17 protein-coding genes are annotated in these 20,787 nt (G+C 71.8%); 13 read left to right on the plus strand and 4 right to left on the minus strand.

Annotated features, from left to right (window positions below):
- From pcaG to AOK09_RS22930, 4 genes are all read left to right on the plus strand, one after another.
- Positions 1 to 563 (plus strand): protocatechuate 3,4-dioxygenase subunit alpha (gene pcaG, locus AOK09_RS22915; RefSeq protein ID WP_063796038.1); only part of this gene is annotated, 563 nt, incomplete at its 5' end.
- The gene (locus AOK09_RS22920; RefSeq protein WP_055589115.1) at positions 550 to 2,040 is read left to right on the plus strand and encodes a lyase family protein; all 1,491 of its coding nucleotides are present in this window, start codon (positions 550 to 552) and stop codon (positions 2,038 to 2,040) included. The genes pcaG and AOK09_RS22920, both read left to right, overlap by 14 nt.
- A 55-nt stretch (positions 2,041 to 2,095) precedes the next feature.
- Positions 2,096 to 3,271 (plus strand): bifunctional 3-oxoadipate enol-lactonase/4-carboxymuconolactone decarboxylase PcaDC, encoded by a 1,176-nt coding sequence (gene pcaDC, locus AOK09_RS22925; protein WP_055589116.1) that lies wholly within the window; start codon positions 2,096 to 2,098, stop codon positions 3,269 to 3,271.
- 5 nt (positions 3,272 to 3,276) lie between these two features.
- A complete protein-coding gene (locus tag AOK09_RS22930) occupies positions 3,277 to 4,455 on the plus strand; it encodes a 4-hydroxybenzoate 3-monooxygenase (RefSeq protein WP_055589135.1) in 1,179 nt (392 codons plus the stop codon).
- 481 nt (positions 4,456 to 4,936) lie between these two features.
- Here the strand turns inward: AOK09_RS22930 and AOK09_RS22935 are convergent, their stop codons facing one another.
- Positions 4,937 to 5,635, minus strand: a complete 699-nt coding sequence (locus AOK09_RS22935; protein WP_157876001.1) for a hypothetical protein — start codon at positions 5,633 to 5,635, stop codon at positions 4,937 to 4,939.
- A gap of 323 nt (positions 5,636 to 5,958) precedes the next feature.
- On the opposite strand from AOK09_RS22935, the gene AOK09_RS22940 reads away from it, so the two are divergent.
- The 8 genes from AOK09_RS22940 (at position 5,959) to AOK09_RS22975 (ending at position 15,403) form a co-directional block, all read left to right on the plus strand.
- Positions 5,959 to 6,348: a hypothetical protein gene (locus AOK09_RS22940; RefSeq protein ID WP_055589118.1), complete on the plus strand. Its 390-nt coding sequence runs from the start codon at positions 5,959 to 5,961 to the stop codon at positions 6,346 to 6,348.
- A gap of 393 nt (positions 6,349 to 6,741) precedes the next feature.
- The gene (locus AOK09_RS22945; RefSeq protein WP_055589119.1) at positions 6,742 to 7,527 is read left to right on the plus strand and encodes a hypothetical protein; all 786 of its coding nucleotides are present in this window, start codon (positions 6,742 to 6,744) and stop codon (positions 7,525 to 7,527) included.
- A gap of 614 nt (positions 7,528 to 8,141) precedes the next feature.
- Positions 8,142 to 8,777, plus strand: coding sequence for a DUF6518 family protein (locus AOK09_RS38095; protein ID WP_245687431.1), 636 nt, complete (start codon positions 8,142 to 8,144; stop codon positions 8,775 to 8,777).
- 588 nt (positions 8,778 to 9,365) lie between these two features.
- Entirely contained in the window at positions 9,366 to 10,874 is a 1,509-nt protein-coding gene (locus tag AOK09_RS22955) for an FAD-binding oxidoreductase (protein WP_245687432.1), read from the plus strand.
- Positions 10,875 to 11,471: 597 nt separating this feature from the next.
- Positions 11,472 to 12,416, plus strand: a complete 945-nt coding sequence (locus AOK09_RS22960) for an RNA polymerase sigma factor (protein ID WP_055589121.1) — start codon at positions 11,472 to 11,474, stop codon at positions 12,414 to 12,416.
- Between the two features lie 127 nt (positions 12,417 to 12,543).
- The gene (locus AOK09_RS22965) at positions 12,544 to 13,485 is read left to right on the plus strand and encodes an alpha/beta fold hydrolase (protein WP_055589122.1); all 942 of its coding nucleotides are present in this window, start codon (positions 12,544 to 12,546) and stop codon (positions 13,483 to 13,485) included.
- 327 nt (positions 13,486 to 13,812) lie between these two features.
- Positions 13,813 to 14,385: a TetR/AcrR family transcriptional regulator gene (locus AOK09_RS22970; RefSeq protein WP_055589123.1), complete on the plus strand. Its 573-nt coding sequence runs from the start codon at positions 13,813 to 13,815 to the stop codon at positions 14,383 to 14,385.
- 445 nt (positions 14,386 to 14,830) lie between these two features.
- Entirely contained in the window at positions 14,831 to 15,403 is a 573-nt protein-coding gene (locus tag AOK09_RS22975) for a TetR/AcrR family transcriptional regulator (protein ID WP_055589124.1), read from the plus strand.
- A gap of 78 nt (positions 15,404 to 15,481) precedes the next feature.
- Here the strand turns inward: AOK09_RS22975 and AOK09_RS22980 are convergent, their stop codons facing one another.
- On the minus strand, positions 15,482 to 17,686 hold the full coding sequence (locus AOK09_RS22980) for a SpoIIE family protein phosphatase (protein ID WP_055589125.1): 2,205 nt from the start codon (positions 17,684 to 17,686) through the stop codon (positions 15,482 to 15,484).
- 360 nt (positions 17,687 to 18,046) lie between these two features.
- On the opposite strand from AOK09_RS22980, the gene AOK09_RS22985 reads away from it, so the two are divergent.
- Positions 18,047 to 18,379: a hypothetical protein gene (locus AOK09_RS22985; protein ID WP_245687433.1), complete on the plus strand. Its 333-nt coding sequence runs from the start codon at positions 18,047 to 18,049 to the stop codon at positions 18,377 to 18,379.
- 261 nt (positions 18,380 to 18,640) lie between these two features.
- Here the strand turns inward: AOK09_RS22985 and AOK09_RS22990 are convergent, their stop codons facing one another.
- Both AOK09_RS22990 and AOK09_RS22995 read right to left on the minus strand, forming a co-directional pair.
- Entirely contained in the window at positions 18,641 to 19,627 is a 987-nt protein-coding gene (locus AOK09_RS22990; protein WP_055589127.1) for a zinc-dependent alcohol dehydrogenase family protein, read from the minus strand.
- Between the two features lie 221 nt (positions 19,628 to 19,848).
- The gene (locus AOK09_RS22995; RefSeq protein WP_055589128.1) at positions 19,849 to 20,787 is read right to left on the minus strand and encodes an AraC family transcriptional regulator; all 939 of its coding nucleotides are present in this window, start codon (positions 20,785 to 20,787) and stop codon (positions 19,849 to 19,851) included.

A 20,787-nucleotide genomic window follows, 5' to 3' on the forward strand; every position in this document is an offset into this window, starting at 1 on the left:
CCCCCACCCCCTCCCAGACCGTGGGCCCGTTCTACGGCTACGCCCTGCCCTTCCCCAAGGGCGGCGAGATCGCCCCAGCCACAGGCTCCGACACCCTCACCGTCCACGGCCTGGTCCACGACGGCGCCGGAGCACCCGTGCCGGACGCGCTGATCGAGGTGTGGCAGCCAGCGCCCGACGGCTCCCGCAGCGGCGCCCCCGGCTCGCTGCGCCGCGACCCCGTCACCGGGGCGGTCATCGGCCGCAACAGCACCTCCTTCACCGGCTTCGGCAGGATCGCCACCGACGCCGACGGCCGGTACGAGGTGCACACCCTGCCCCCCGGCGGCGTCCCCTACCTCTCGGTGATCGTCTTCGCCCGCGGTCTGCTGCACCACCTGCACACCCGGATCTATCTGCCGGACCTGCCCGGGGCTGACGCCGACCCGCTGCTCTCCTCGCTGGAGCCCGCACGGCGGAGCACCCTGGTCGCCGTCCGGGAGAGGGAGCGGGTGTACCGCTTCGACATCCGGCTCCAGGGGGACGGCGAGCACGAGGAGACGGTCTTCCTTGCCTTCGACTGACACCCCGGAGGACATCGGCCTGCTCACTCCGGGCTGGGCCGGGTCACCGGCGGAGGCCGCCACCGGCGACGCGGCGTACGTCCGCGCGATGCTGGACGCCGAGGCCGCGCTGACGCAGGCCCAGGCCGCGCTGGGACTCGCCCCGGCCGCAGCCGCGCGCGCCGTCCGGGCGGCGGCCGCCGACACCGCGCGCTACGACGTACGGGACCTGGCGTTGCGGGCCCGCACCGGAGGAAACCCGGTCATCCCGCTGGTCGCGGACCTCACCGCCGCCGTCGCCGAGCGAGACCCGCAGGCCGCGGAGTATGTCCACCGCGGCGCCACCAGCCAGGACATGCTGGACACGGCCACCATGCTGGTGGCCGTACGCACACTGGAGCCGGTCCTCGCCGACCTCGGCCGGACCGCCCTGGGACTGGCACGCCTTGCCGCCGAGCATCGCGACACCCCGATCGCCGGACGCACCCTCACCCAGCACGCCGTGCCGACCACGTTCGGCCTCAAGGCCGCCGGCTGGCGGTCCCTGGTGCTGGACGCCCATGACCGTCTTGCGGCGGCCCGCGCCGCGCTGCCCGTCCAGCTCGGCGGCGCGGCCGGCACCCTGGCCGCCTTCCACGCGTTCGCCGAGGCCCGCGGTGAGCCGGCCTCGGCGGCCGGCGGTGAGCCCGCGGCGGACGGCGGTGAGCCCGCGGCGGCAGGGGGTGAGCCTGCGGCGGACGGCGCATCCGAAGCCGCCGACCTGGGCCTGCGGCTGCTCGCCGCCTACGCCGCCGGGACCGGACTGGCCGAGCCCGCCCTGCCGTGGCACACCCTGCGCACCCCCGTGGCGGACCTGGGCGGCGCGCTCGCCTTCACCGCGGGCGCCCTCGGCAAGGTGGCCGCCGACGTCCTGCTGCTGTCCCGGACCGAGACCGCGGAGCTCAGCGAGGGCAGCGGCGGGGTCTCGTCCGCGATGCCGCACAAGGCCAACCCGGTCCGCGCCACGCTGATCGCCGCCGCGGCCCGCCAGGTACCCGCCCTCGCCTCGGTGCTCTACGGCGCGCTCGCCGCCGAGGACGAACGCCCGGCCGGCGCCTGGCACGCCGAGTGGCAGCCGCTGCGCCAAGCCCTGCGGCTGGTCGCCGGGGCCGCCCGGGACGCCGCCGAGCTGGCCGAGGGGCTGCGTGTCCACCCCGACCGGATGAGGCACAACCTCGACGCGACCCAGGCCCTGGTCGTCAGCGAACGGGTGGCCGCCGCGCTGTCGGCACGGCTCGGCCGCGCCGCAGCCGAGCAGGCCCTGGCCCGGGCCTCCCGCCGTGCCGCCGAACACGGCACCGGACTCGGCCAGGCCCTGCTCGAGGAGCCCGCCGTCGCCGGTGCGGTCTCCGAGCGGCAGCTGCGCGAACTCACCGACCCCACGCGGTACACCGGTTCCGCGGCCGCCCTGCTGGAGCGCGCCCTGCGCCGCACCGGACCGGTACGCCCGTCCCCGTGAGACAACCGGGGGCCCGGCCCGATCCCCACCGTCCGTACCCGCACAGGGAGACCGTATGAGCATCCCCGCCCCCGAGCAGCCGTTGCTGCACCACCGCGTGGACGGCCCCGACTCCGCCCCGCCGCTGATCCTCGGCCCCTCGCTGGGAACCTCGCTGGCCGTGTGGGACCCGCAGGTCCCGGCTCTCGCCCGCACCTGCCGGGTGGTGCGCTGGGACCTGCCCGGCCACGGCGGCTCCCCGGCCCAGCTGCTGCCCGACGGCGGCACCGTCGCCGACCTGGGCCGCCTGGTACTGGACCTGGCGGACCGACTCGGCATCGACCGCTTCGCCTACGCGGGAATCTCGCTCGGCGGCGCCGTGGGCACCTGGCTGGCCGTCCACCACCCGGAACGCATCACCTCGCTGGCGATCCTCTGCTCCTCCGCCCGCTTCGGGGAGCCGCAGGCCTGGAGAGACCGGGCTGCGCTGGTCCGCGCGGAGGGCACCGGCCCGGTCGCCCGGACCGCCGCCGCGCGCTGGTTCAGCCCGTCCCACGCCTGCGACCCGGCCGCCTCGGCCCTGATCGACGACCTGGCCGCGACGGCACCCGAGGCATACGCCGGGCTCTGCGAAGCGCTCGCCTCCTGGGACGTACGCGCCGAACTGCCGCGCATCACCGCGCCCACCCTGGTCGTCGCCGGCCGGGAGGACCCCGCCACCCCCGTCGAGCACGGCCGGGAACTGGCCGACGGCATCCCCGGCGCCTCCCTCGCCGAGGTGGCACACGCCGCCCACCTGGCCAATGTGGAGCGCCCCGCGCCGGTCCTGGCCGCCCTGCTCCACCACCTCGCGGCCGAGCCCGGAACACCGCCGGCCGACGACGCTGCCCGGCACCGCGCGGGCCTGGCCGTACGCCGGGCCGTACTCGGCGACGACCACGTCGACCGGGCGACCGCCCGGACCACCGACTTCACCGCCGGCTTCCAGGACTTCATCACCCGCTACGCCTGGGGCGAGATCTGGACCCGGCCCGGACTCAGCCGCAGCACCCGCAGCTGCATCACCCTCACCGCGCTGGTGGCGGGCGGCCACCACGAGGAACTGGCGATGCACGTGCGGGCCGCCCGCCGCAACGGCCTCACCCCCGACGAGATCGGCGAGGTCCTGCTCCAGTCCGCCCTCTACTGCGGCGTGCCCGCAGCCAACGCCGCCTTCGCCATCGCCGACCGCGTTCTCGAAGAAGAGAAGTGACCGCCATGGACCACACCACCGTCGGCATCGTCGGCGGCGGCCCGGCAGGGCTGCTGCTCGCCCGGCTGCTGCACGACTCCGGCGTCGACTGCACCGTTCTGGAGAGCCGTGACCGCGCCTACGTCGAGCGTCGGCAACGCGCCGGAATCCTCGAGCAGGGCACGGTGGACGCGCTCCGCCGGTCCGGCGCCGCCGAGCGGCTGGAGCGCGAGGGCCTGGTCCACGACGGGATCGAACTGCGCTGGAACCGCCGCGCCCAGCGCATCGACTTCCCGTCCCTCACCGGCGGGCGCCGGGTGTGGGTCTATGCCCAGACCGAGGTCGTCAAGGATCTGATCTCCCTTCAGATCGCCCACGGTGCACCGCTGCTCTTCGAGGCCCGGGTGGAAACCGTCGCCGGGGCCGGCACCGACCGGCCCGTGATCCACTACCTCCACGAGGGACGACGCAGGACCCTCGGTTGCGACTACGTCGTGGGGTGCGACGGATTCCACGGGGTGACCCGCAGGGCGATCCCGGACGGGGCCACCCGCACCTTCGAACGGGTCTACCCCTACTCCTGGCTCGGCGTCCTCGCCGACGTACCGCCCTCCTGCGACGAGCTGATCTACGCCCACTCGCCACGTGGCTTCGCCCTGCACAGCATGCGCTCCACCACGGTCAGCCGGCTGTACCTCCAGGTCTCAAACGGCACCGACCCCGCCGAATGGCCGGACGGCCGCATCTGGGACGAGCTCGACGCCCGCTTCGCTCTCGACGGCGACTGGCGGCTGGAACGCGGCCCGATCACCTCCACGTCGGTCCTGCCGATGCGCAGCTTCGTCACCGAACCCATGCGATGGGGCAGGGTCCTGCTGGCCGGCGACGCGGCGCACATCGTGCCGCCCACCGGGGCGAAGGGACTGAACCTCGCCGCGTCGGACGTGATCGTGCTCGCCCGGGCCTTCGCCCACCTGAAGGAGACCGGCTCCGCCGAACTGCTCGACGCCTACTCGGACACCTGCCTGCGCCGCGTCTGGCGGGCCGAGCACTTCTCGTACTTCATGACGACGACCCTGCACACCGACCCTGAGCAGAGCGACTTCGACACCCGTCTCCAGATCTCCCAGCTCGACCGCATCGCCGCCTCCCCGCACGCCGCCGCCGAACTCGCCGACAACTACACCGGCCTCCCCATCGGGTAGCCCACCGAGCGCGCCTCCGCCCGTGTGACCGACCGGCCCACGACGAGATGCGACGCGCCCGCGGAGACAGCGGCGCCCGGCGCGCCGGGTCGGGAATGCCCGCCCTATGACTCCCGGTGTCACGAACGCGGCGCCGGGCTCCGGCAGACCACGCCGCGCCGTGCCTCGCGCAACCGGCGCTCCACCCAGGGCTTCCTGGCAAGCACGCCGGTCGCGGCGAGCGCGACCGGCATCCAAGTCGACTGGCCGGGCGACGTGGCCGCGGCCAGTCGACCGGAACAGGGACGCCCAGGTGCCGACGGCGTCGGGCACCACCGCTCGTCCGCGGGCGGACCGGCTCGTGGAGACCTCCCGCCAACTGAGCCTCTGCCTGGCCCGCTGACCGGATGCCGCCAGGACGTCCGCGTGATTGATCACGATCGAGTGGTGCAGCGGCTCGCCCTGAGAAGCCGCGTCCGTCGTTCGTAGCGCCTGGCCGGTTCTACGGGGCCAGTCCGAGGGGCTGGTCCAGGCCGTACGGGTAGAACCAGGGACTGTGGTCACCGGCGTGGAGCCGGTCGATCGCGATCAGCGCGTCCTTGGCCGTCTTGCAGCGGGGGTGCCGGGCGGCGAAGACGGCGATGCGGCTGCGTTGGGTCGGCAGCCAGTCGGCGATCGTCTGTGTGTCGCCGTCGTCCCACCAGGCGAACCCAAGTTCCTCCCAGAGCAGTTCCGTCGCCCAGCAGAGGGCCAGGCGGAGGAGACCGGCATCTGCCTGCGGACCGGAGAGCCCGGCGATGTGGCTCAGCCACGGCTCCAGGCCGCCCGTCGCGTGGGCGATCCCCTCCATGAGGTCGGTGATCTCCCCGACGGGCCGGCCATCGGTCAGGGCGATGGCCAACAGCGCTCGGAAGGCCTGCTCGACCGCCGACCGCTCAGGCGTGGGCCAGCCCTGCAGCCCGGCTCCGTGGCGGGCCAGGTGGCCGAGTTCGAGAGCGGGGTCGGTGCTGTGGCCTCCCGGGCCCCAGGCGCGCAGCGCGCGAGGCATGAGGCGCCGCCACAGCAGAGGGTATTGGTCGGCGTCCCAGTGGTCGACGACCTCGCGCATGAAATGGCCGAGGAGATCCTCGGGGACCTCGGCGGGGTCACCGCCGAGCAGGCGCAGTTCGGACTCCGGGATGCAGCGGATGCATCCGCTCACCGGTCGGTCGAGCGCAGGGGGCGGACTGAAGACCCTGTCCACTACGGCGAGCGCTTCGCGCCACAGTGCGTACGGGCCACGGGCATGGAGATCGAGCATGGCAGGCCCTACCAGGGGACTCCGCGGAGGGAACTCGGCGAAGAGCGCGACGGTAGCAGATCGGTGAACCGGCTGGGCCGGCGAGCAGCGCCGGGTGATCGCTGGGATCATCCTGCGGCCGGCCTGCAGCCTCATCTGCTGGCGATGACTGCGGAACCAGGCTGCGGAGGAGCCACGTCCAGGACGTTGACCGTCTCCACCCCTGCGACGATCGGACACAGACGATGGAGGGAGAGGAGACATCGAGTCGTCCGACGCCCTGGACCAGCGGGATTCTGTTCGGCGTTCTCTTCGGGGGTCTGGCCTCGGCGGTCTCCACCGTCACTATCGGCAGGATCTGGGCTGCGTGCGACATCGGCGTCAACGCCAGCAGCACCAGCCTGACCCTGTCAGTCCTCAGCCCTCTCATCTGGATCGCCGCAGCTGTTCCGTGGATCGTCCTGTACGGCACTCTGGGAAAACGTCACCCACGCGCAGCAGTGCTGGGAGGGCTCCTCTTCACCGTGTGGTTCACATGGTTCCTGGTGACATGGCTCGGCATGGTGGACGACTACCCCGACCCTCTGTGTCCGGGAAACATCCCGCCCTGGTGGCCGAGTCTCATCCCCACTTGACCGTGCAGTGCGCCCCGAACAGGACGCCTGGCCCGTGATCGTGTTACGAGCTCTACGAGCGCTGCGACCTTTGCCGTCTGTCCACGCGGGATAAGCAGGAAGCCGGTGAGTGGCTCTCGCTCCCCGTATGGTCCGGCTTACGGCAGGTCAACGGGAGGCCGGCCCGCCCTGTCGGACGCCGACGAGCGGCAGAAGGCGGGCTATCACTGGCACGTCCGGTTCGCATGGTGCCGGGCCGGCCGGAGTGGGTGTGTCGGTGAACGGTCGAGTAGTCGTGCCTGACCGTCCCCGACGGCTGCCTGCTCGCTTCACGAGTCCACATGCACCGGAGGATGGCCCTGCTGTTCGGCTCGCGGGCGGTGGCTGGGCAACTGGGTCGGTAGGGTCCCTCCCATGCCTGAGTCACCGGCTGTCCAGAACCAGGTCATCGACGCCATAGTCCGCCATGCGGGTCGCTCGACGCTGCCCTTCCAGGAGGCGCACACCGACCGCGGCCACGGGACCGCGTTCTGGTTCAACGATCTCGTCGACGCCACGCCCGGACAGGAGGCGGTCCACCAGTACCTCCTGACCGCAAGCGCGGTAACCGGGTACGAACTAGGGGAGATGACCCTGCGGGCCGAGCTGTGCCAGCCCGCGATGAGTGCCGAGAAGCTGCTCATGCGCGACTTCGCCGATGGCTGGATCGATCTGGCAGGGATCGGCGTGGCGGTGATGCCGACCGCGGGACTGCACGTCCATGGCGAGCGCAAGGGCTGGCGCTGGTCGACCGATGAGATCACCGACGGGCTGGCGGCGCGTGAGGCAGACCTCGCCGCGATCGGCACCGAGCCGGTACCTGCGTACATCCTGGGTCACGATGTCGGCGCCGAGCGCGGCGAGAGACTGCAGGCCGTGGTCGTCGGAAACGCCGTCCGTAGCGCGGACGGCACCATGCACTGGGACGGGGCCGTGCCGCTGGGGTGCGTGGGCGCTCCGGTCTTCGTCTCCGTGCCGCTCGGCGACCAGAAGTTCAAGCTGGTGTGTGCCGGCCTGGTCCTCCCCGGTGACACCTCCAACCCGATCGCCACCTTCGACCGCATCCGGGCCGCGGTGCGTGCTCTCTCATCGCCGCCGGAACCCAAACGGAGTCGATGGGGGTGGCGCAGCCGACGGAGCGCCGGCCCCGGTACGTTCTGAGACCCGACGAACTCCACAGCCACCTGCCAGATCGCGGTGGGAGGAGCGGGCCGCGGTGAGGAGGCAGGTGCACAGGTCTCCGCACTTCGTGGAGCACTCAAGCGAGTACGTCGACACTGCGCCTCGGTGTGAGGGCCCGTGCCGCGACTGGAAGAGGACGTGCTTCCGGGCGCCGTGCATCACATCAGCGGTCGGCCGAAAGTCGTAGTGCCGGTGGACAGCTCCGACTTATGCCCGAAGCCGCAACGTGCGCGGCCTTCCTAGTCTGCTGGTCATGAGCCCTCCCGTGGTCTCGGCACCGCCGATGACCGGCGGCCCTTGCTGCCCGCTGGGCACGAGCCCGGTCGCCAGACCCGTGGAAGGCGCCGCATGCACTCACCGGGATGGGCGACGACGGCGCCGAGCCCGGGGTGTGGCCGGAGCCGTGTCGGCGGGCGCGGCAAGCGGAAGCGGACGGTCCGGCGGAGGCCGTGGGAGTGAGGAGCCACCTCAGCTGCACGGGCGCCCCTGCGACCGAGCTGTCCCGGGCTGCTCGACCAACTCGTGCGCGGCGTACCGCGTCCGGCGTTCACCACCCGTATGCGACCACCCGTCCCGACAAAGAAAGTGCAAGCATGACGACTTCCGCCGCCACCGTGTCCTCTCCCGCCGCACGCGCCCGGTACGCCCTGGCGGCTGCGCTGGCGGGCGGCATCAGCTTCGGCGTGCTCACCAACCTCGGCCAGGGGTGGCTCCCCGGAGGGCTCAACCAGCTCGCCAACTCCGGGGCCGTCTGGAGCGCCGTGGCCTTCGTGGCCGGTGTGCTCCTGGCGGGCAGGATCGTGTTGCCCCTCGCCGCCGCTGCCGGACTGCTGGCGGAACTGGGTCTGGTCATCGGCTACTACGGCTACGCCGAGTACGGCTTCGGGCGCGCGGGGATGGGCGATCTCACCTGGCCGCTCATCTGGGTCGGTATGGCAGTGGTCTCGGGACCGCTCTTCGGCGTCGCCGGCGTCTGGGCTCGGTGCGGGCAGACCATGCTTCGTCGCACCGTCGGAGTGGCCGCGCTTGCGGGCGTGTTCGGCGCGGAAGGGATCGGCTCCGTCGTCGTCCTGCACTACCCGGCCCAGGCCACCATCTCTTTTGCGGTGCTGATCCTGCTGCCGGTCCTCATGGCCCGGTCGCTGCGCGGGCGTGCGCTGGCCCTGTCAACAGCCGTCGTCTTCTCCTTCGTCGCTTACTTCACCGTCTACATGCACCTGATGGCATGAGCGGCCGTGCGGTGTGAGGTCCGGGTTCGGGTCGCCGCCGGGGCATGGATGCGACAGTCACGGCTGGTCGTTCCCGTGGGGTGCGGATGCCGTTGCGCATCCGCGAAGGCCGCCGATGAACTCGGTTGACGGTGGGGTGCACCGAAACCGTCCGCTGCTGGTGGCCGGCCGTGCGCCCGCGGAGCTGATGGTACGTCAGGCCACTCGCCTGTCATCGGTGTCCGGCCGGGCAAGCTGTCTGCTGCGACCCATGCCGTGGCGGATCCGGTCGCGAGGTCCCGGTCGGCAGGTGGGTCGGTCATGAACCGGTTCGGCCGGGTCGTGGGCGCCTGGCTCAGGTGCCCGCACGGCGGGCGATCCGGATCACCGCTCAGTTGATCCGGATCGCCCACCGAGCCAAGGTCGACGGGGGTGAGTGCCTGGTGCTCGGCCTGCGCGCATCGCCAGGCACGGCCCGGCCGGCGGCCTCCTGGTGGGCCACCGGTGGTCGTCGACCACCGGCCCGGGGGGAGGCCGCATCCGGAGAGGGGTGCTGCCCGGGCCGGTTAGATTATGTATAGAATCCAATCGTTGCCAGTCGGCGGGCATATGGCCCTCGCCGACACCACTGGTGCATCGGTTCGCATGCGCGGGATGACTCGGCGGCAGGATACTCGCTCATTCCGCGGCACACTGTTCACGAGGAATTCCATGACTTTTGACGATCTGTTCTCGCAGATTTCGCCCGCAGAGGCGGACGAACTTTCATCGCTGGTGAGCGGCCCGGTTCTGCTGCCTGGTGACGAGGGCTACGAGGCGGAATGCCAGATCTTCAACCTGAACGTGTCCCTTGAGCCGGCGCTCGTGGTCGGTGCCGCCAGTGCGGCCGACATACGGGCGGCGGTTCGTTTCGCGGCCCGCCAGGGCAGGCCTGTGACGGTGAAGACCACCGGACACCAGCAGGTCGGCCCTGCTCGGAACGCGGTTCTGATCAGCACCCGGCGCATGAAGGGCATCGCCGTCGACGCCAGCCGGCGAAGCGCTCGGGTCGAGGCCGGTGTGATCTGGCAGGAGGTGATCGACCGGGCCGCATCGGTCGGCCTCGCTCCTATGAGCGGCTCGGCTCCGCTGGTGGGCGTGGCCGGCTACACCCTCGGCGGAGGAATCAGTCCCGTTCTCGGCCGAAGCCGGGGATATGCCGCGGACTATGTTCGCTCACTGGAGGTGGTGACCGCCGACGGCGAGTTGCGGCATGTCACTGCGGACAGTGACGCGGAACTCTTCTGGGCCCTGCTCGGAGGCAAAGGGAATTTCGGCGTCGTCACCGCGCTGGAATTCGACCTGTTCCCGTTGACTCACTTCTACGGCGGCGGTATCTACTTCCCCGGCGAACATCTCGCCGATGTGCTGCACACCTGGCGCACCTGGCAGTCGGACATGCCGGAGGAGATGTCCTCCTCGCTGGCCGTGCAACGGCTGCCCCCGCTGCCGGAGTTGCCGGAGCCTCTCCGCGGGGCATTCGTGGTGCACGTGCGGATCGCCCACCTCGGTCCGGCGGCCGAGGGGGAGCGGCTGATCGCACCCCTGCGCGCAGCCGCCCCGGCGCTCATCGACACCGTGGGCGAGATGCCGTACGCCGCCATGGGTGCCATCCATATGGACCCGCTCACGCCGATGCCCTATGTCGACCGCACGACGATGTTGCGAGCGTTTCCCGCCGACGCGGCGGACAAGCTGATCGAACTCCTGGGTCCCGGGTCGGACTCCCCGCTGGTGAGCGTCGAGATCCGCATGCTCGGCGGCGCACTCGACCGTGAGCCCGCGGTACCCAACGCCGTCTCCAGCCGAGGGCTTCCTTTCGTCCTCTTCGGTTTCGGCGTGGGCGGCCCGGACCGGGCCGGGTTCCTGGGCGGCGCACTCGACGAGGTCATGAACGCGATGGAGCCCTGGGCGGACGGGCGCAGAATGGTCAACTTCCTCTCCGTCGAAGAGGCCACCGATCCCGAGCGGTTGAGCGAGGTCTACGGCGCGGAGCGCTACCAGCGTCTTACGGCCGCGAAGAAGGCGTACGACCCCACCAACATGTTCCGGGTGAACCACAACATCCTGCCCGGCTGACGCGGTGCGGCCGCCAGGGCCGGGATCGGGGCCGGACTCACCCGTCCGGCTCCCCAGGGCCCGGTCGGGCCGCCCGGACGCGGCGCGCCGTACATGGCGGGCAGGGCGTGTGCAGTCGGGGATGACCTCGGGGCCCCGGTCCAGCGGTGCGGGCTGTCCCGTTGGGCCGGGCGCGCGGCGGGGCGTCCTCTCCGACGGTGGGCCATATGAATGACGTGTGACATCTATCATGTGGACGGTCTGAGGCGGGGCCGAAAGGACGGCCTCCCGCGTCGTGCCCGACCGCCCAGACTCAGCGAGCTTCGAACGACACGGTGCGGTGCGGTGGATCGGCGGGTGTCACCGGCGATCGGAACGGGGCGCAGCGGCGTTGCCACCGGTATCGGGTGCTTCGTTGCCGCAGGAATCGGCCTGGTGCCCGGCGTCGGGTGTCACCTGCCCGGTGCCTGCTGGAGTTCGTTCCGGATGTGGAGGATGACGTGGACGGCGGATGCTGGAGGCCCCGGTCTCTGCCGGGCCGAAGGTGGCTCAGGGCGCTCCCGGTGTCCGCGCCCCCGTTGGGGTCCGGGGAAGTGCCGTGGCATGGAGGGGCGAGGGATGAGCATGGGCGTGGGTTCGGCCGAGGATGCGGTTCTGACGCGGGCGGCCCAGGCGGGTGATGTCGCGGCCCTGGGGTCGCTGCTGGAGCGCCACCGGGCGGGGATGCGCGCCGTGGCGCTGAGCCTGCTGGGGCCGGGCCCCGACGTGGACGACGTCATGCAGGAAGCGGCCCTGGTGGCGCTGCGGCGGATCGTCGGCGTCCGCGACGCGGAGGCGGTGGGGCCGTGGCTGCGCATGGTGGTGCGCAACCTCTCCCGAACGGTGTTGCGCGCCCGTGGGCGGATCGACCCCGTTGAGGAGGTGCCGCTGCCGTCGAACGGGGAGACACCCGAGCAGATCCTGGAGGGACACGCACTGCGGGACTGGATCTGGGCGGCCGTCGAGGAGTTGTCGCCGACTCTGCGCCTGCCGGTGGTCCTGCGCTACTTCTCCTCCGGCATCACCTCGTACCAGCAGATAGCAGAGGCCTGCGGAGTGCCTGTCGGCACCGTGCGCAGCCGGTTGAACCAGGCACGCTCCGCCGTGGCCCGGGCCCTGACGGCCACCGCGGTCACGGCGCACGAGGACTCGGCTCGCCGTACGGAGGCCGGCTGGCGGGAAGCACGCGACACGCTCGCCGCCGCCGAGCGCGGAGAGTTCGGCAGGGTGGTCCAGGACCGCTACTCCCCGCAGATCGCGCTGCTGAGCGGAGGCCAACGGCTGGGCGGAGCCGACCTCATGGTGGCGGGGATGGAGTGCGATCTGTCCGCGGGAGTGCGGCAGCGACCGGTGCATGTGGTCGCGGGGCGGTCCCTGCTGATCTGGGAGATGGAACTGATCAACCCGTGGGACAACCCGGACCACTGTCCACCCGGGGTCGCATGGATCATGACGCTGGACGGGGGGCGTATCGACCGGCTCTCCCTGCACCACGCACCACGCCCGCAGTCCTCCGCAGGATGAGGCGCGCCTCGCTCCCACCGTGCGCCCTGCGACTATGACCCAGATCACCACGGGACGATCGAACTTCCGGCCTTCGGGACCGTCGTGTCGGTGTCACAGACACCCGCACACCCTCTCGGAGGATCCCATGAACGTCCCCACGACCCACCCGGACGGCTCGGGGCAGCGTCCCGGGCCCCTTGCCCCCGGCACCCACACCGTTCAGGTCGCCGGCATCGCGCAGCGCTACCACGTGCACGGCAGTGGCCCGGTGTGCGTGGCCCACTCCGGCGGCCCCGGCATCTTCTGGGACTACCTGCGCATGCCGGCCCTGGAGGAGCACCTGACCATGGTCTACCTCGAGCCCATCGGCACCGCCGAGGACAGCCGTCTTCCGTCGCACCCGCACGGTTACACCAGGGAGAGGTACAGCAGCTTCCTGGACGTCGTCATCGACCGTCTGGGCCTGCCCAAGGTGCACCTGCTGGGCCACTCGCACGGTGCGTTCGTCGCCGCGTACCACGCCCTGCACCGCCCCGAGCGGCTGGCGGGCGTCGTCCTGTACGGCGGCGCACCCGTGACCGGTCCCGAGCACGCCGAGGAGGCGGGCCGCAGGGTGGAGGAGTTCGCCGTGAAGCACGCCGGCCATCCCGGGCTGCCCGGGGTGCTCGCCGCGTTCGGTGCGATGGCGGGCATCTCCAGCGACGAGGAGACCGCTGCGGTCGCCCGGGGTGTTTTCCCGTCGTATGTCGCGGACTACTGGGGCAACGAGGAACGGCTGGCCCCGATCCGGGACGCCATCAGCGCCACGTTCATCTCGGGTCTGGACGACGACCTCGTGCCCGACGTCATCGACGACCGCGTCGCGCTCAAGGGGCTGGAGCTGCCGACCCTGGTCGTCGTGGGCCGGCACGACGTGATCTGCGGACCGCGCTGGAGTCTGGAACTGCACGAGCTGATCCGCGACTCCCAGTTGGTGGTGCTGGAGGACAGTGGGCACTTCGGGCACATCGAGGAACCCGCGTTGTTCACTGAGGCGGTCCGCGACTTCGTCGACCGCACCTCCGTCCCGCGCCCCGGGGCCGCGTAGGGGTCCGTCCGGCGGATCCCGCCGGGTCCGTGTGCGCCGGCCCGGGTCGGGTCGGCGCACACACGCCGTGCCCGGCCCAGGGTCGTGCGTGGAGCGTCACCCTCGCCGGCGTCGTCGGCGCCGTTCCCGCCCTGTTTGTGCCCGGCCCCGGCGCGGCCGCCGTGGAGCCTGCGGACGCTCACCGATGCGGTGGGATGGCAGGCGGGCGGCGGCCGAGCGGCCGCCGTCCTGCGGGGCCCGGCCGGGAGTGCGGCCGACGCGCAGCTGCGGCGGTCGATAGACGGTAGGGATAATCTTAGAGTCGGACGGCATGACGGAGGGTGATAGATGAGTCGCGTCTCGCAGGCAGAAGCGAAGGTCAACCGGGAGCGAGTGGTAGCGGCGGCTGCTCGGCTGTTCCGCGAGGACGGTGTGGACCGGGTAGGCATCGCGGACGTGATGAAGTCGATCGGACTCACCCCGGGCGGCTTCTACAAGCAGTTCGCCTCCAAAGCTGCGCTTGTCGAAGAAGCAGCCGCCAAGGCCTTCGCTGACAACTTGCAAAACCTCCTGGCCCTCGGTGAGGAGGCGGGGGAGCACCAGGCGGCGTGGCAGTCGCTGCTCGACTCCTACTTCTCCGTCGATCATCGCGACAATCCCGGCACCGGTTGCCCCGCAGCCGGTTTCGTGGGCGACATCGCGCGCCAGCCCGAGCACAGGGAGACCTACGCCAAGGGTGTCCAGGAGCTCGCTGGGTGGATCGCGCCCGGTGACGCCGGCCTGGCGGCCTATGCCACGCTCGTCGGCGGCATCCTGCTTGCCCGCGCCACCACGGGCACGCCTCTGTCGGAGCAGATCCTGCGGGCCGCGCACGCGTCGGTGGCGAGGGTTGCCGACAGTGGTCAGCCGGCAACCGACTGACGCGTGAGCCACCTCGTCGTCCTGACCCGCTCGGCGTCTCCCGGGGGTACGTGCCCCGGACACCCCCGAAGGCCGGGGCATGCGCCAGGCCCTCGGTGACGTACCGACCGCCCCTGAGCGTGATCGCCGACAGGCTCGCCCGGGGCGTCGCGCACATCTGGCCGGGTGGGCCGAGGCCAACGCGACCCGTCCTGCCGCAGGTCGACCCTCCTCGGCGCGGCAGGCCGTCAGCCGCCCCTGGAGAAGCTCGCCGCCGATGGCTGCGCTCAGCGCTCCGGAAGCGCCCGGCCGGACGTCGGCCACGCTGCAGTCGGGTCGCGCGGACGCCAGGCGGATGCCGTGCCTGTGGCGGGCCGGTTCGCCGCCCACCCGCCCGTAGGGAAGGCCGCAGGGTGGCTTGCCCCGATTAATCGAACGAACTAGTGTGTCCGATTAGGGAGGGCCCATGGCTACACGATTCCGGAAGACCAGGTCCGAGGAGAGGATCCTCACCGCGGCAGCCGACCTGTTCTACGCCAACGGGCTGCGCGGCGTCGGCGTCGACCAGGTCATCGAGGCCTCGGGCGTGGCGAAGTCGACCCTCTACGCACACTTCCGCACCAAGGAGGAGCTGGTCGCGGCGTACCTGCGCATGACCGACGACTCCTGGATGAGCCAGCTGCAGAGCGCCGCGGAGCAGGCGGGCGACGACGCCCGAGAGCAGCTGGTCGGCCTCTTCGACGCCCTGGAGGCCGCCTTCGACCGGCACGGCTTCTTCGGATGCCCGTTCGTCAGCGCGGCCGTCGAGGCCGAACCGGACTCGCAGGCCAGGTCCATCACCATCGAGCACACGCAACGCCGCCAGGCATGGCTGACCGAGCTGAGCACACAGGCCGGTGCCGACGCTCCCGACTCGCTCGCCCGGCACATCGGGCTCCTGATCGACGGGGCCCTGGCCTCCGGCCGGCTGTTGCAGGACCGCACCGTTGTGGACGCGGCGAAGGCCGCAGCCCGCGGGCTCGTCGCAGCCCACACCTGAGGACCAGCCGCAGCCCGACCGTCCCGACCCATCCTGCCGGCATGGACGCCTGGGGACGCACCACCGCCTCCGCAGCGCTCAGACGGCAACCGTCTGCTCGAACCAGATCGTCTTCCCGCGGCCACTCGGGGTGTTGCCCCAGTCCGAGGCGAGCACGTCGACGATGACCAGACCGCGCCCGTGCTCCGACTCGGAGCCGGGCTGGTTGGCGAGGACGACCGGTTCCGGTACCGGCGGGGTGGGGTCGGCGTCGCGGACGTCCACCCGGACGCGGTCGTCGTAGTGCCTCAGCCTGAAGTCGACGTCGCTGTCGGCGTGCACCAGCGCGTTGGTCACGACCTCGGAACTCATCAGTTCCAGCGCGTCGGCCTGCTCCTCCAGGCCCCATTCATGCAGTCGTTCACGGACGAAAGTCCTGACCTCCCCGACGCCGTGCAGGTCGTGGCGCCCGATGTTCATGCTGTCCGTGTGCCGCAGGCCCCCACCCTGTACGCCCTGGTATTCGGCGATCAGTACCGCAACGTCGTCCCGGCGGGCCGGGGCCTCAAGACAGGTCCGCAGGACGAGGTCCAGCAGCCGCTCCGGCCGGGTCACGGCGGACGGACCGAGTGAGGTGAGCAGCGACTCCGCGCCGTGCTCGTCCACGGACGAGACGCTGAGACCGTTGGTGTAGAGCATCAGGACCGACCGGGGCGGCACGGACACCTCAGTCCGTGCGTAGCAGGCGTCGGGGTCGACGCCGAACGGCAGACCCGGTGGGACGTCGGGAGTGGCCACCGACCCGTCGGGGTACCGGAGCACAGGTGGCGGATGGCCCGCCGAGGCGATCTCCAGGGTGCCGTCGTCGATGTCCACGTCGACGACGCAGCAGGTGGCCAGCACGCCGGGCGCCAGCAGGGTGAGCATCCGGTTGGCCCGGGCCAGCGCGGAGGCGGGCGGGTGGCCCTCCATGAGGTAGGAACGGACAGCCGTACGGAGCTGGGCCATGACCACGGAACTGTCGATGCTGTGGCCCTCCACGTCGCCGACCACCAGGGCGGCCTTCGCCGGGCTCCTGGTGATCACGTCGTACCAGTCGCCGCCCATTCCGGAGGCGCACGCCGGAACGTAGCGGGCCACGGCTGCGAGACCGGGAAGGTCCCAGGCCGCCTCCGGCAGCAGCGTCTTGAGCACGTTCTCGGCGATGCTCTGCTCGGCCTGGCTCGCCCGCGCCCTGACGAGAGTGGGTCCCAGCAGCCGGACCATCATCGTCAGGACGGCCTGCTCCTCGGCTCCGAGATGCAGCGGCCGGCGGAAGCCGAGAGCGAACGCGCCCGTCGAGCGGGAGCCGACACCGATCGGGACGTAGACCCAGCCGCCGGCCGCGTTCTCCTCGATCCGTGGGAAACCCCTGGACACGGGATACGCGCTCAACAGGGCGGCCTGGTCCGGGAAGAGCAGCGGCGCTCTCGCGCCCAGCACGGCGGTGAACGGACTGACCAGATGAACGCTGGATCCGTGCAGGCGCTTCACGGCCTCCTGAGGGCAGTCGCTGTACCCCGCCACCCACACCCTGTCGTACTTCACCGAGGTCACCAGGAAGCTCTCGGCACCGAACGGCTTCATGACCCGCTGCTGCACCACCTCCATGACATCGGTGATGTCGGCGGCCTCGTTGAGCGCGGCGGCCAGCTGGTGGATGTGGTACATGAAGGTGACCGCGCTGGAGCCGGGGACGTCCGGCAGTCCCCAGCCGTCGGCCGCGGCACCGCCGCCCGCGCCGTCGATGGCGGGGCGGGCCGGACGCAGCACCGGTGCGATCACCGGGCTGCGCCCCGGAGTCATGGGCACCCCGGCCTTCGCCAAGGCCGCAAGGGTCACCGACAGGTCGTCCGCGATCGCGCGGAGCTGCGTACGGTTCCGGTCCGACGGCGCGGCGCTGGAGGGGGTCGGAGCCCAGACGGCGGTGAGCGCGCCCAGGCAGTGCCCCTCGTACCCGAGCGCCGCCGATGCCACCAGATAGGGGATCGGTGCGGCCTCCGGGGCCCGTATCGTCTCGGAGGACCCGGGTCCGGCCACGGCGATCTCGCCGTTCCGGGCGGCGACCGCCGTGGGATAGGGAGCCGTGACCGCGATGCGCTCCGGCATGATGAAGATCACGGGTGGCGTCCCGTCCGCAACCGTCAACCGCAGCACCTCGCCGTCCTCGTCGAAGAGGTAGGCAAGGACCGCGTCAGCGTCGAGAGCCCTGACTGCTGTGCGCAACGACTCGACGAGGACGTTGTTCAGATCGGGGAGGTCCATCAGCGTCCGCTCCTCGCTTCACGGCCCACCACGGTCGAGACGCCTCCTGCCCAGTATCGCCCCCGGACCGTCGACGGGCGTCCCGGGCTGCCCGTGCCGCGACGCGCGTAGGCATGGCCGGCGGCCGGCGGTCAGGGAGCAGGCAGCCCGACGCCCGAATCCGAAGTTCGCCGCCGCGGCCTTCGGCACCTACGGACATGCGGGGCCGCGTCGCGGGCGGTTGGACAGGACCGTCGTTCATGAGCCGGGTGCTCTCTTCCTGGCCGGGGCCGACGTGTCGGTGTCCGTCGGCCGAGGGGGTGGGGTTCGCGTCATGGGGGGTCGGATAGACGTCGCCGTCTGCTCATCGAGTCGTTGACCGTGGTGGCCGCCGATGCCTCGGAGCAACTGGCATGGGTGGCCGGGCACGGCGTCACCACTGATGACATCGCCCTGGATTTCGAGCATGCCTTCCGGATGGCCGAGAGCCTGGCGGAGGAGGGGAGCCTAGACCCGGCGGTCGTGCTCGACCTTGGAGCGATCGATCTGATCTTCTGCGGGATGAGCGGCCGGGATCGGACTGGTCGATGGGCAGAGGACGCACTGGCCACCGATCCGGGCTGGGTCCGGGTCCGGGCTTTGGCTCGCCAGGTCCTGGTGGTGTTGCTGGGAGAGTGGCACCGGCCGCTGCCCGAGATCTGCGTGGTGCGGTGAGGTCGGCCTGGCGACGTCGGGCCGCGGTGGCGTCACGTCCGATGGCAGCGCCGGCGTCCGGAACGAATGTCAGCTCGTAACCACACCGCCTCCGAAGCAGATTGACGCTCCGGCAGAAGCGCAGGTGCCGTTGTCCCCGATCCCCTCCCGCCGCAACCACGCCGGAGGATCCCGACCCCACGACCGGGCGGGACCGGCCCCGCAGGGAGCACGTCATCACGGCGGCCGCGCAGATCGAGGCGCTGCGGTACGCCCCCTAGATCACCCCTCGACGTCGATCACGACCTTGCCGGACGTGGTCCCGGCCTCGACCGCTGCGTGCGCCTGTGCGACGGTGGCGAGGGTGAAGTGCCGCGGGTCGAGGCGGGGCCTGAGCGCCCCTCGGTCCGCGAGGGCCGCGGCCTCCCGCAGGATCTCCCCGTGGTGTTCCCGGCCCCGCCCGGTGAGCATCGGGAGCAGCGTGAAGACCCCTGAGTAGGTGGCGCCGCGGAACGAGAGCGGAGCGATGCTGTGGGTGCCCCACCCCAGGGCGCTGACGACATGCCCGGTGTAGGTGCGGACGGCGGAGAAGGACGCGTCGAGCGTCGCCCCGCCGACGGTGTCGTAGACGACGTCGAAGCCCTCCCCGCCGGTGTGCTCGGCGAGGTACTGCTCAACCGGCGTGCCGGTGTAGTCGATGGGGGTGGCGCCCAGCCCGCGGATGGTCTCCAGGCTCCCCGGGGAGCCCGTCGCGAAGACCTCGGCCCCGCGGGCGCGGGCGATCTGCACCGCCGCCTGCCCGATCCCTCCGGCACCGCCGTGGATCAGAACCTTCTGGCCGCCGTGCACCGCGGCTCGGTCCACCAGGCCCTCCCAGGCGGTGATGACCACCAGCGGGAGGGCGGCCGCTTCGCGCATGCTCAGCGAGACGGGCTTGTGGGCCAGCAGCCTGGCATCCACCGCTGCGTACTCGGCGAGTGAACCCTGCAGATCACCCACGCCACCGGTGAGGCCGTACACCTCGTCACCCGGTGCGAAGCCGGTCACCCCGGGCCCGACCTCCTCCACCACACCGGCCAGGTCCAGGCCGAGCACGGCCGGCAGCCGGCTCTTGGCATGTGCGGCCTTCCCGGCCTGGATCTTGACGTCCAGCGGGTTCACGCCGCTGGCCTTGGCCCGCACCAGCACCTGGCCGGGGCCCGCGGCCGGGGTGTCGATCTCCTTCAGTACCAGCGGGCTGGCGAACTGCTCCAAAACAACTGCGCGCATAGCTCTGCCTGTTCTCTCGTGTGCCCTGTGCGGTCGGTGGGGGTGGGACGCCCGGGGTCCGTCGGCCAGTCCCCGCCCCACTAATCGGACAGACTAGTTCGTCTGATTAGTGGGTGCAAGGGCCTTCGTGCCACGTCGCTTCCCCGGGACCGCACCACCTCGGGCGGGTCGTCCTGCCCCGCCGCCCGACGGCGTCGGGGCGTCCGTGTGCGCACGCGAGGTCATCGGGGCGCCGTCTCGCGCCCGGCGTGGGTGCCGGTCACCCGGTAGCGCCCGGGAGCGACACCCATCACGCGCTTGAAGGCATGACTGAAAGAGCTCTCCGCCCCGTACCCCCACCGCGAGGCGATCGCCGAGACGGTGCGGTCGGTGGTCCTCAGCTCCCGGGCCGCGGACCGGATCCGCCAGCTCACGAGGTACTCGAGCGGTGGCACACCGACGCACTCGCTGAACCTGGCGGCGAACTGGGATCGCGACATGCCGACCTTGGCAGCGAGCCCCGCGACCGTCCACCGGTGCGCGGGCGTCTCGTGCATCAGAGCCAGCGCCGCCCCGATCTGCCGGTCGGCGAGGGCGGTGAGCCACCCGCCCCCGGCAGTGCCGCGTTCCGCGACATGGGCCCTGAGCAGGTGGACCAGGAGGACGTGGGCGAGGCGCTCGGTGACGAAGGGGGTACCCCAGCCGGGCGACTCGGTCTCCGTACGGAGCAGTTCCAGCGCGGCCCGGACGGCACCCGCGGTACCCGCCGCCGCGCCGAGGTGGACGAGCGGCGGGAGGACGTCCACCAGCACCGCGGCGTTGGCCTCGTCCAGGTCGAACCCGCAGCCCACCACGACCGCGTCGCACGCCGACCCGATCCGGACGGTCGCCCCCTCGGTGTAGTCGGCGAACACCTCGGCGCTCGGGACCGCCGGCACGGCCGGCCCACCCGAGAGCTCGTAGGCGCGGCCGCTGCCGATCAGGTAGCAGTCGCCCTCGCCCAGCATCACCGAGCCCGGGAGCCCGGCGACCGAGATCCGGCAACCGCCCTGCAGGACCGCGCCGAACTTGATGTGCCGATAGCCCGAGAAGCCGACGGCCCACGGCTCCTGCGCCTCCAGCCGCGCGAACTGCGCGCCGCGCAGATCGAGCAGGGCCAGGACGTCCGTCAGGGGATCCAT

This window comes from Peterkaempfera griseoplana, from assembly GCF_001418575.1.
Classification (GTDB): Bacteria; Actinomycetota; Actinomycetes; order Streptomycetales; family Streptomycetaceae; genus Peterkaempfera; species Peterkaempfera griseoplana.

Excerpts from the sequence above, each read along its gene's own strand:
- pcaDC (WP_055589116.1), top strand. The coding sequence starts at position 2,096 with ATGAGCATCCCCGCCCCCGAGCAGCCGTTGCTGCACCACCGCGTGGAC.
- AOK09_RS22930 (WP_055589135.1), top strand. The coding sequence starts at position 3,277 with ATGGACCACACCACCGTCGGCATCGTCGGCGGCGGCCCGGCAGGGCTG.
- AOK09_RS22940 (WP_055589118.1), top strand. The coding sequence starts at position 5,959 with ATGGAGGGAGAGGAGACATCGAGTCGTCCGACGCCCTGGACCAGCGGG.
- AOK09_RS22945 (WP_055589119.1), top strand. The coding sequence starts at position 6,742 with ATGCCTGAGTCACCGGCTGTCCAGAACCAGGTCATCGACGCCATAGTC.
- AOK09_RS38095 (WP_245687431.1), top strand. The coding sequence starts at position 8,142 with ATGACGACTTCCGCCGCCACCGTGTCCTCTCCCGCCGCACGCGCCCGG.
- AOK09_RS22955 (WP_245687432.1), top strand. The coding sequence starts at position 9,366 with ATGGCCCTCGCCGACACCACTGGTGCATCGGTTCGCATGCGCGGGATG.
- AOK09_RS22960 (WP_055589121.1), top strand. The coding sequence starts at position 11,472 with ATGAGCATGGGCGTGGGTTCGGCCGAGGATGCGGTTCTGACGCGGGCG.
- AOK09_RS22965 (WP_055589122.1), top strand. The coding sequence starts at position 12,544 with ATGAACGTCCCCACGACCCACCCGGACGGCTCGGGGCAGCGTCCCGGG.
- AOK09_RS22970 (WP_055589123.1), top strand. The coding sequence starts at position 13,813 with ATGAGTCGCGTCTCGCAGGCAGAAGCGAAGGTCAACCGGGAGCGAGTG.
- AOK09_RS22975 (WP_055589124.1), top strand. The coding sequence starts at position 14,831 with ATGGCTACACGATTCCGGAAGACCAGGTCCGAGGAGAGGATCCTCACC.
- AOK09_RS22980 (WP_055589125.1), bottom strand. The coding sequence starts at position 17,686 with ATGGACCTCCCCGATCTGAACAACGTCCTCGTCGAGTCGTTGCGCACA.
- AOK09_RS22990 (WP_055589127.1), bottom strand. The coding sequence starts at position 19,627 with ATGCGCGCAGTTGTTTTGGAGCAGTTCGCCAGCCCGCTGGTACTGAAG.
- AOK09_RS22995 (WP_055589128.1), bottom strand. The coding sequence starts at position 20,787 with ATGGATCCCCTGACGGACGTCCTGGCCCTGCTCGATCTGCGCGGCGCG.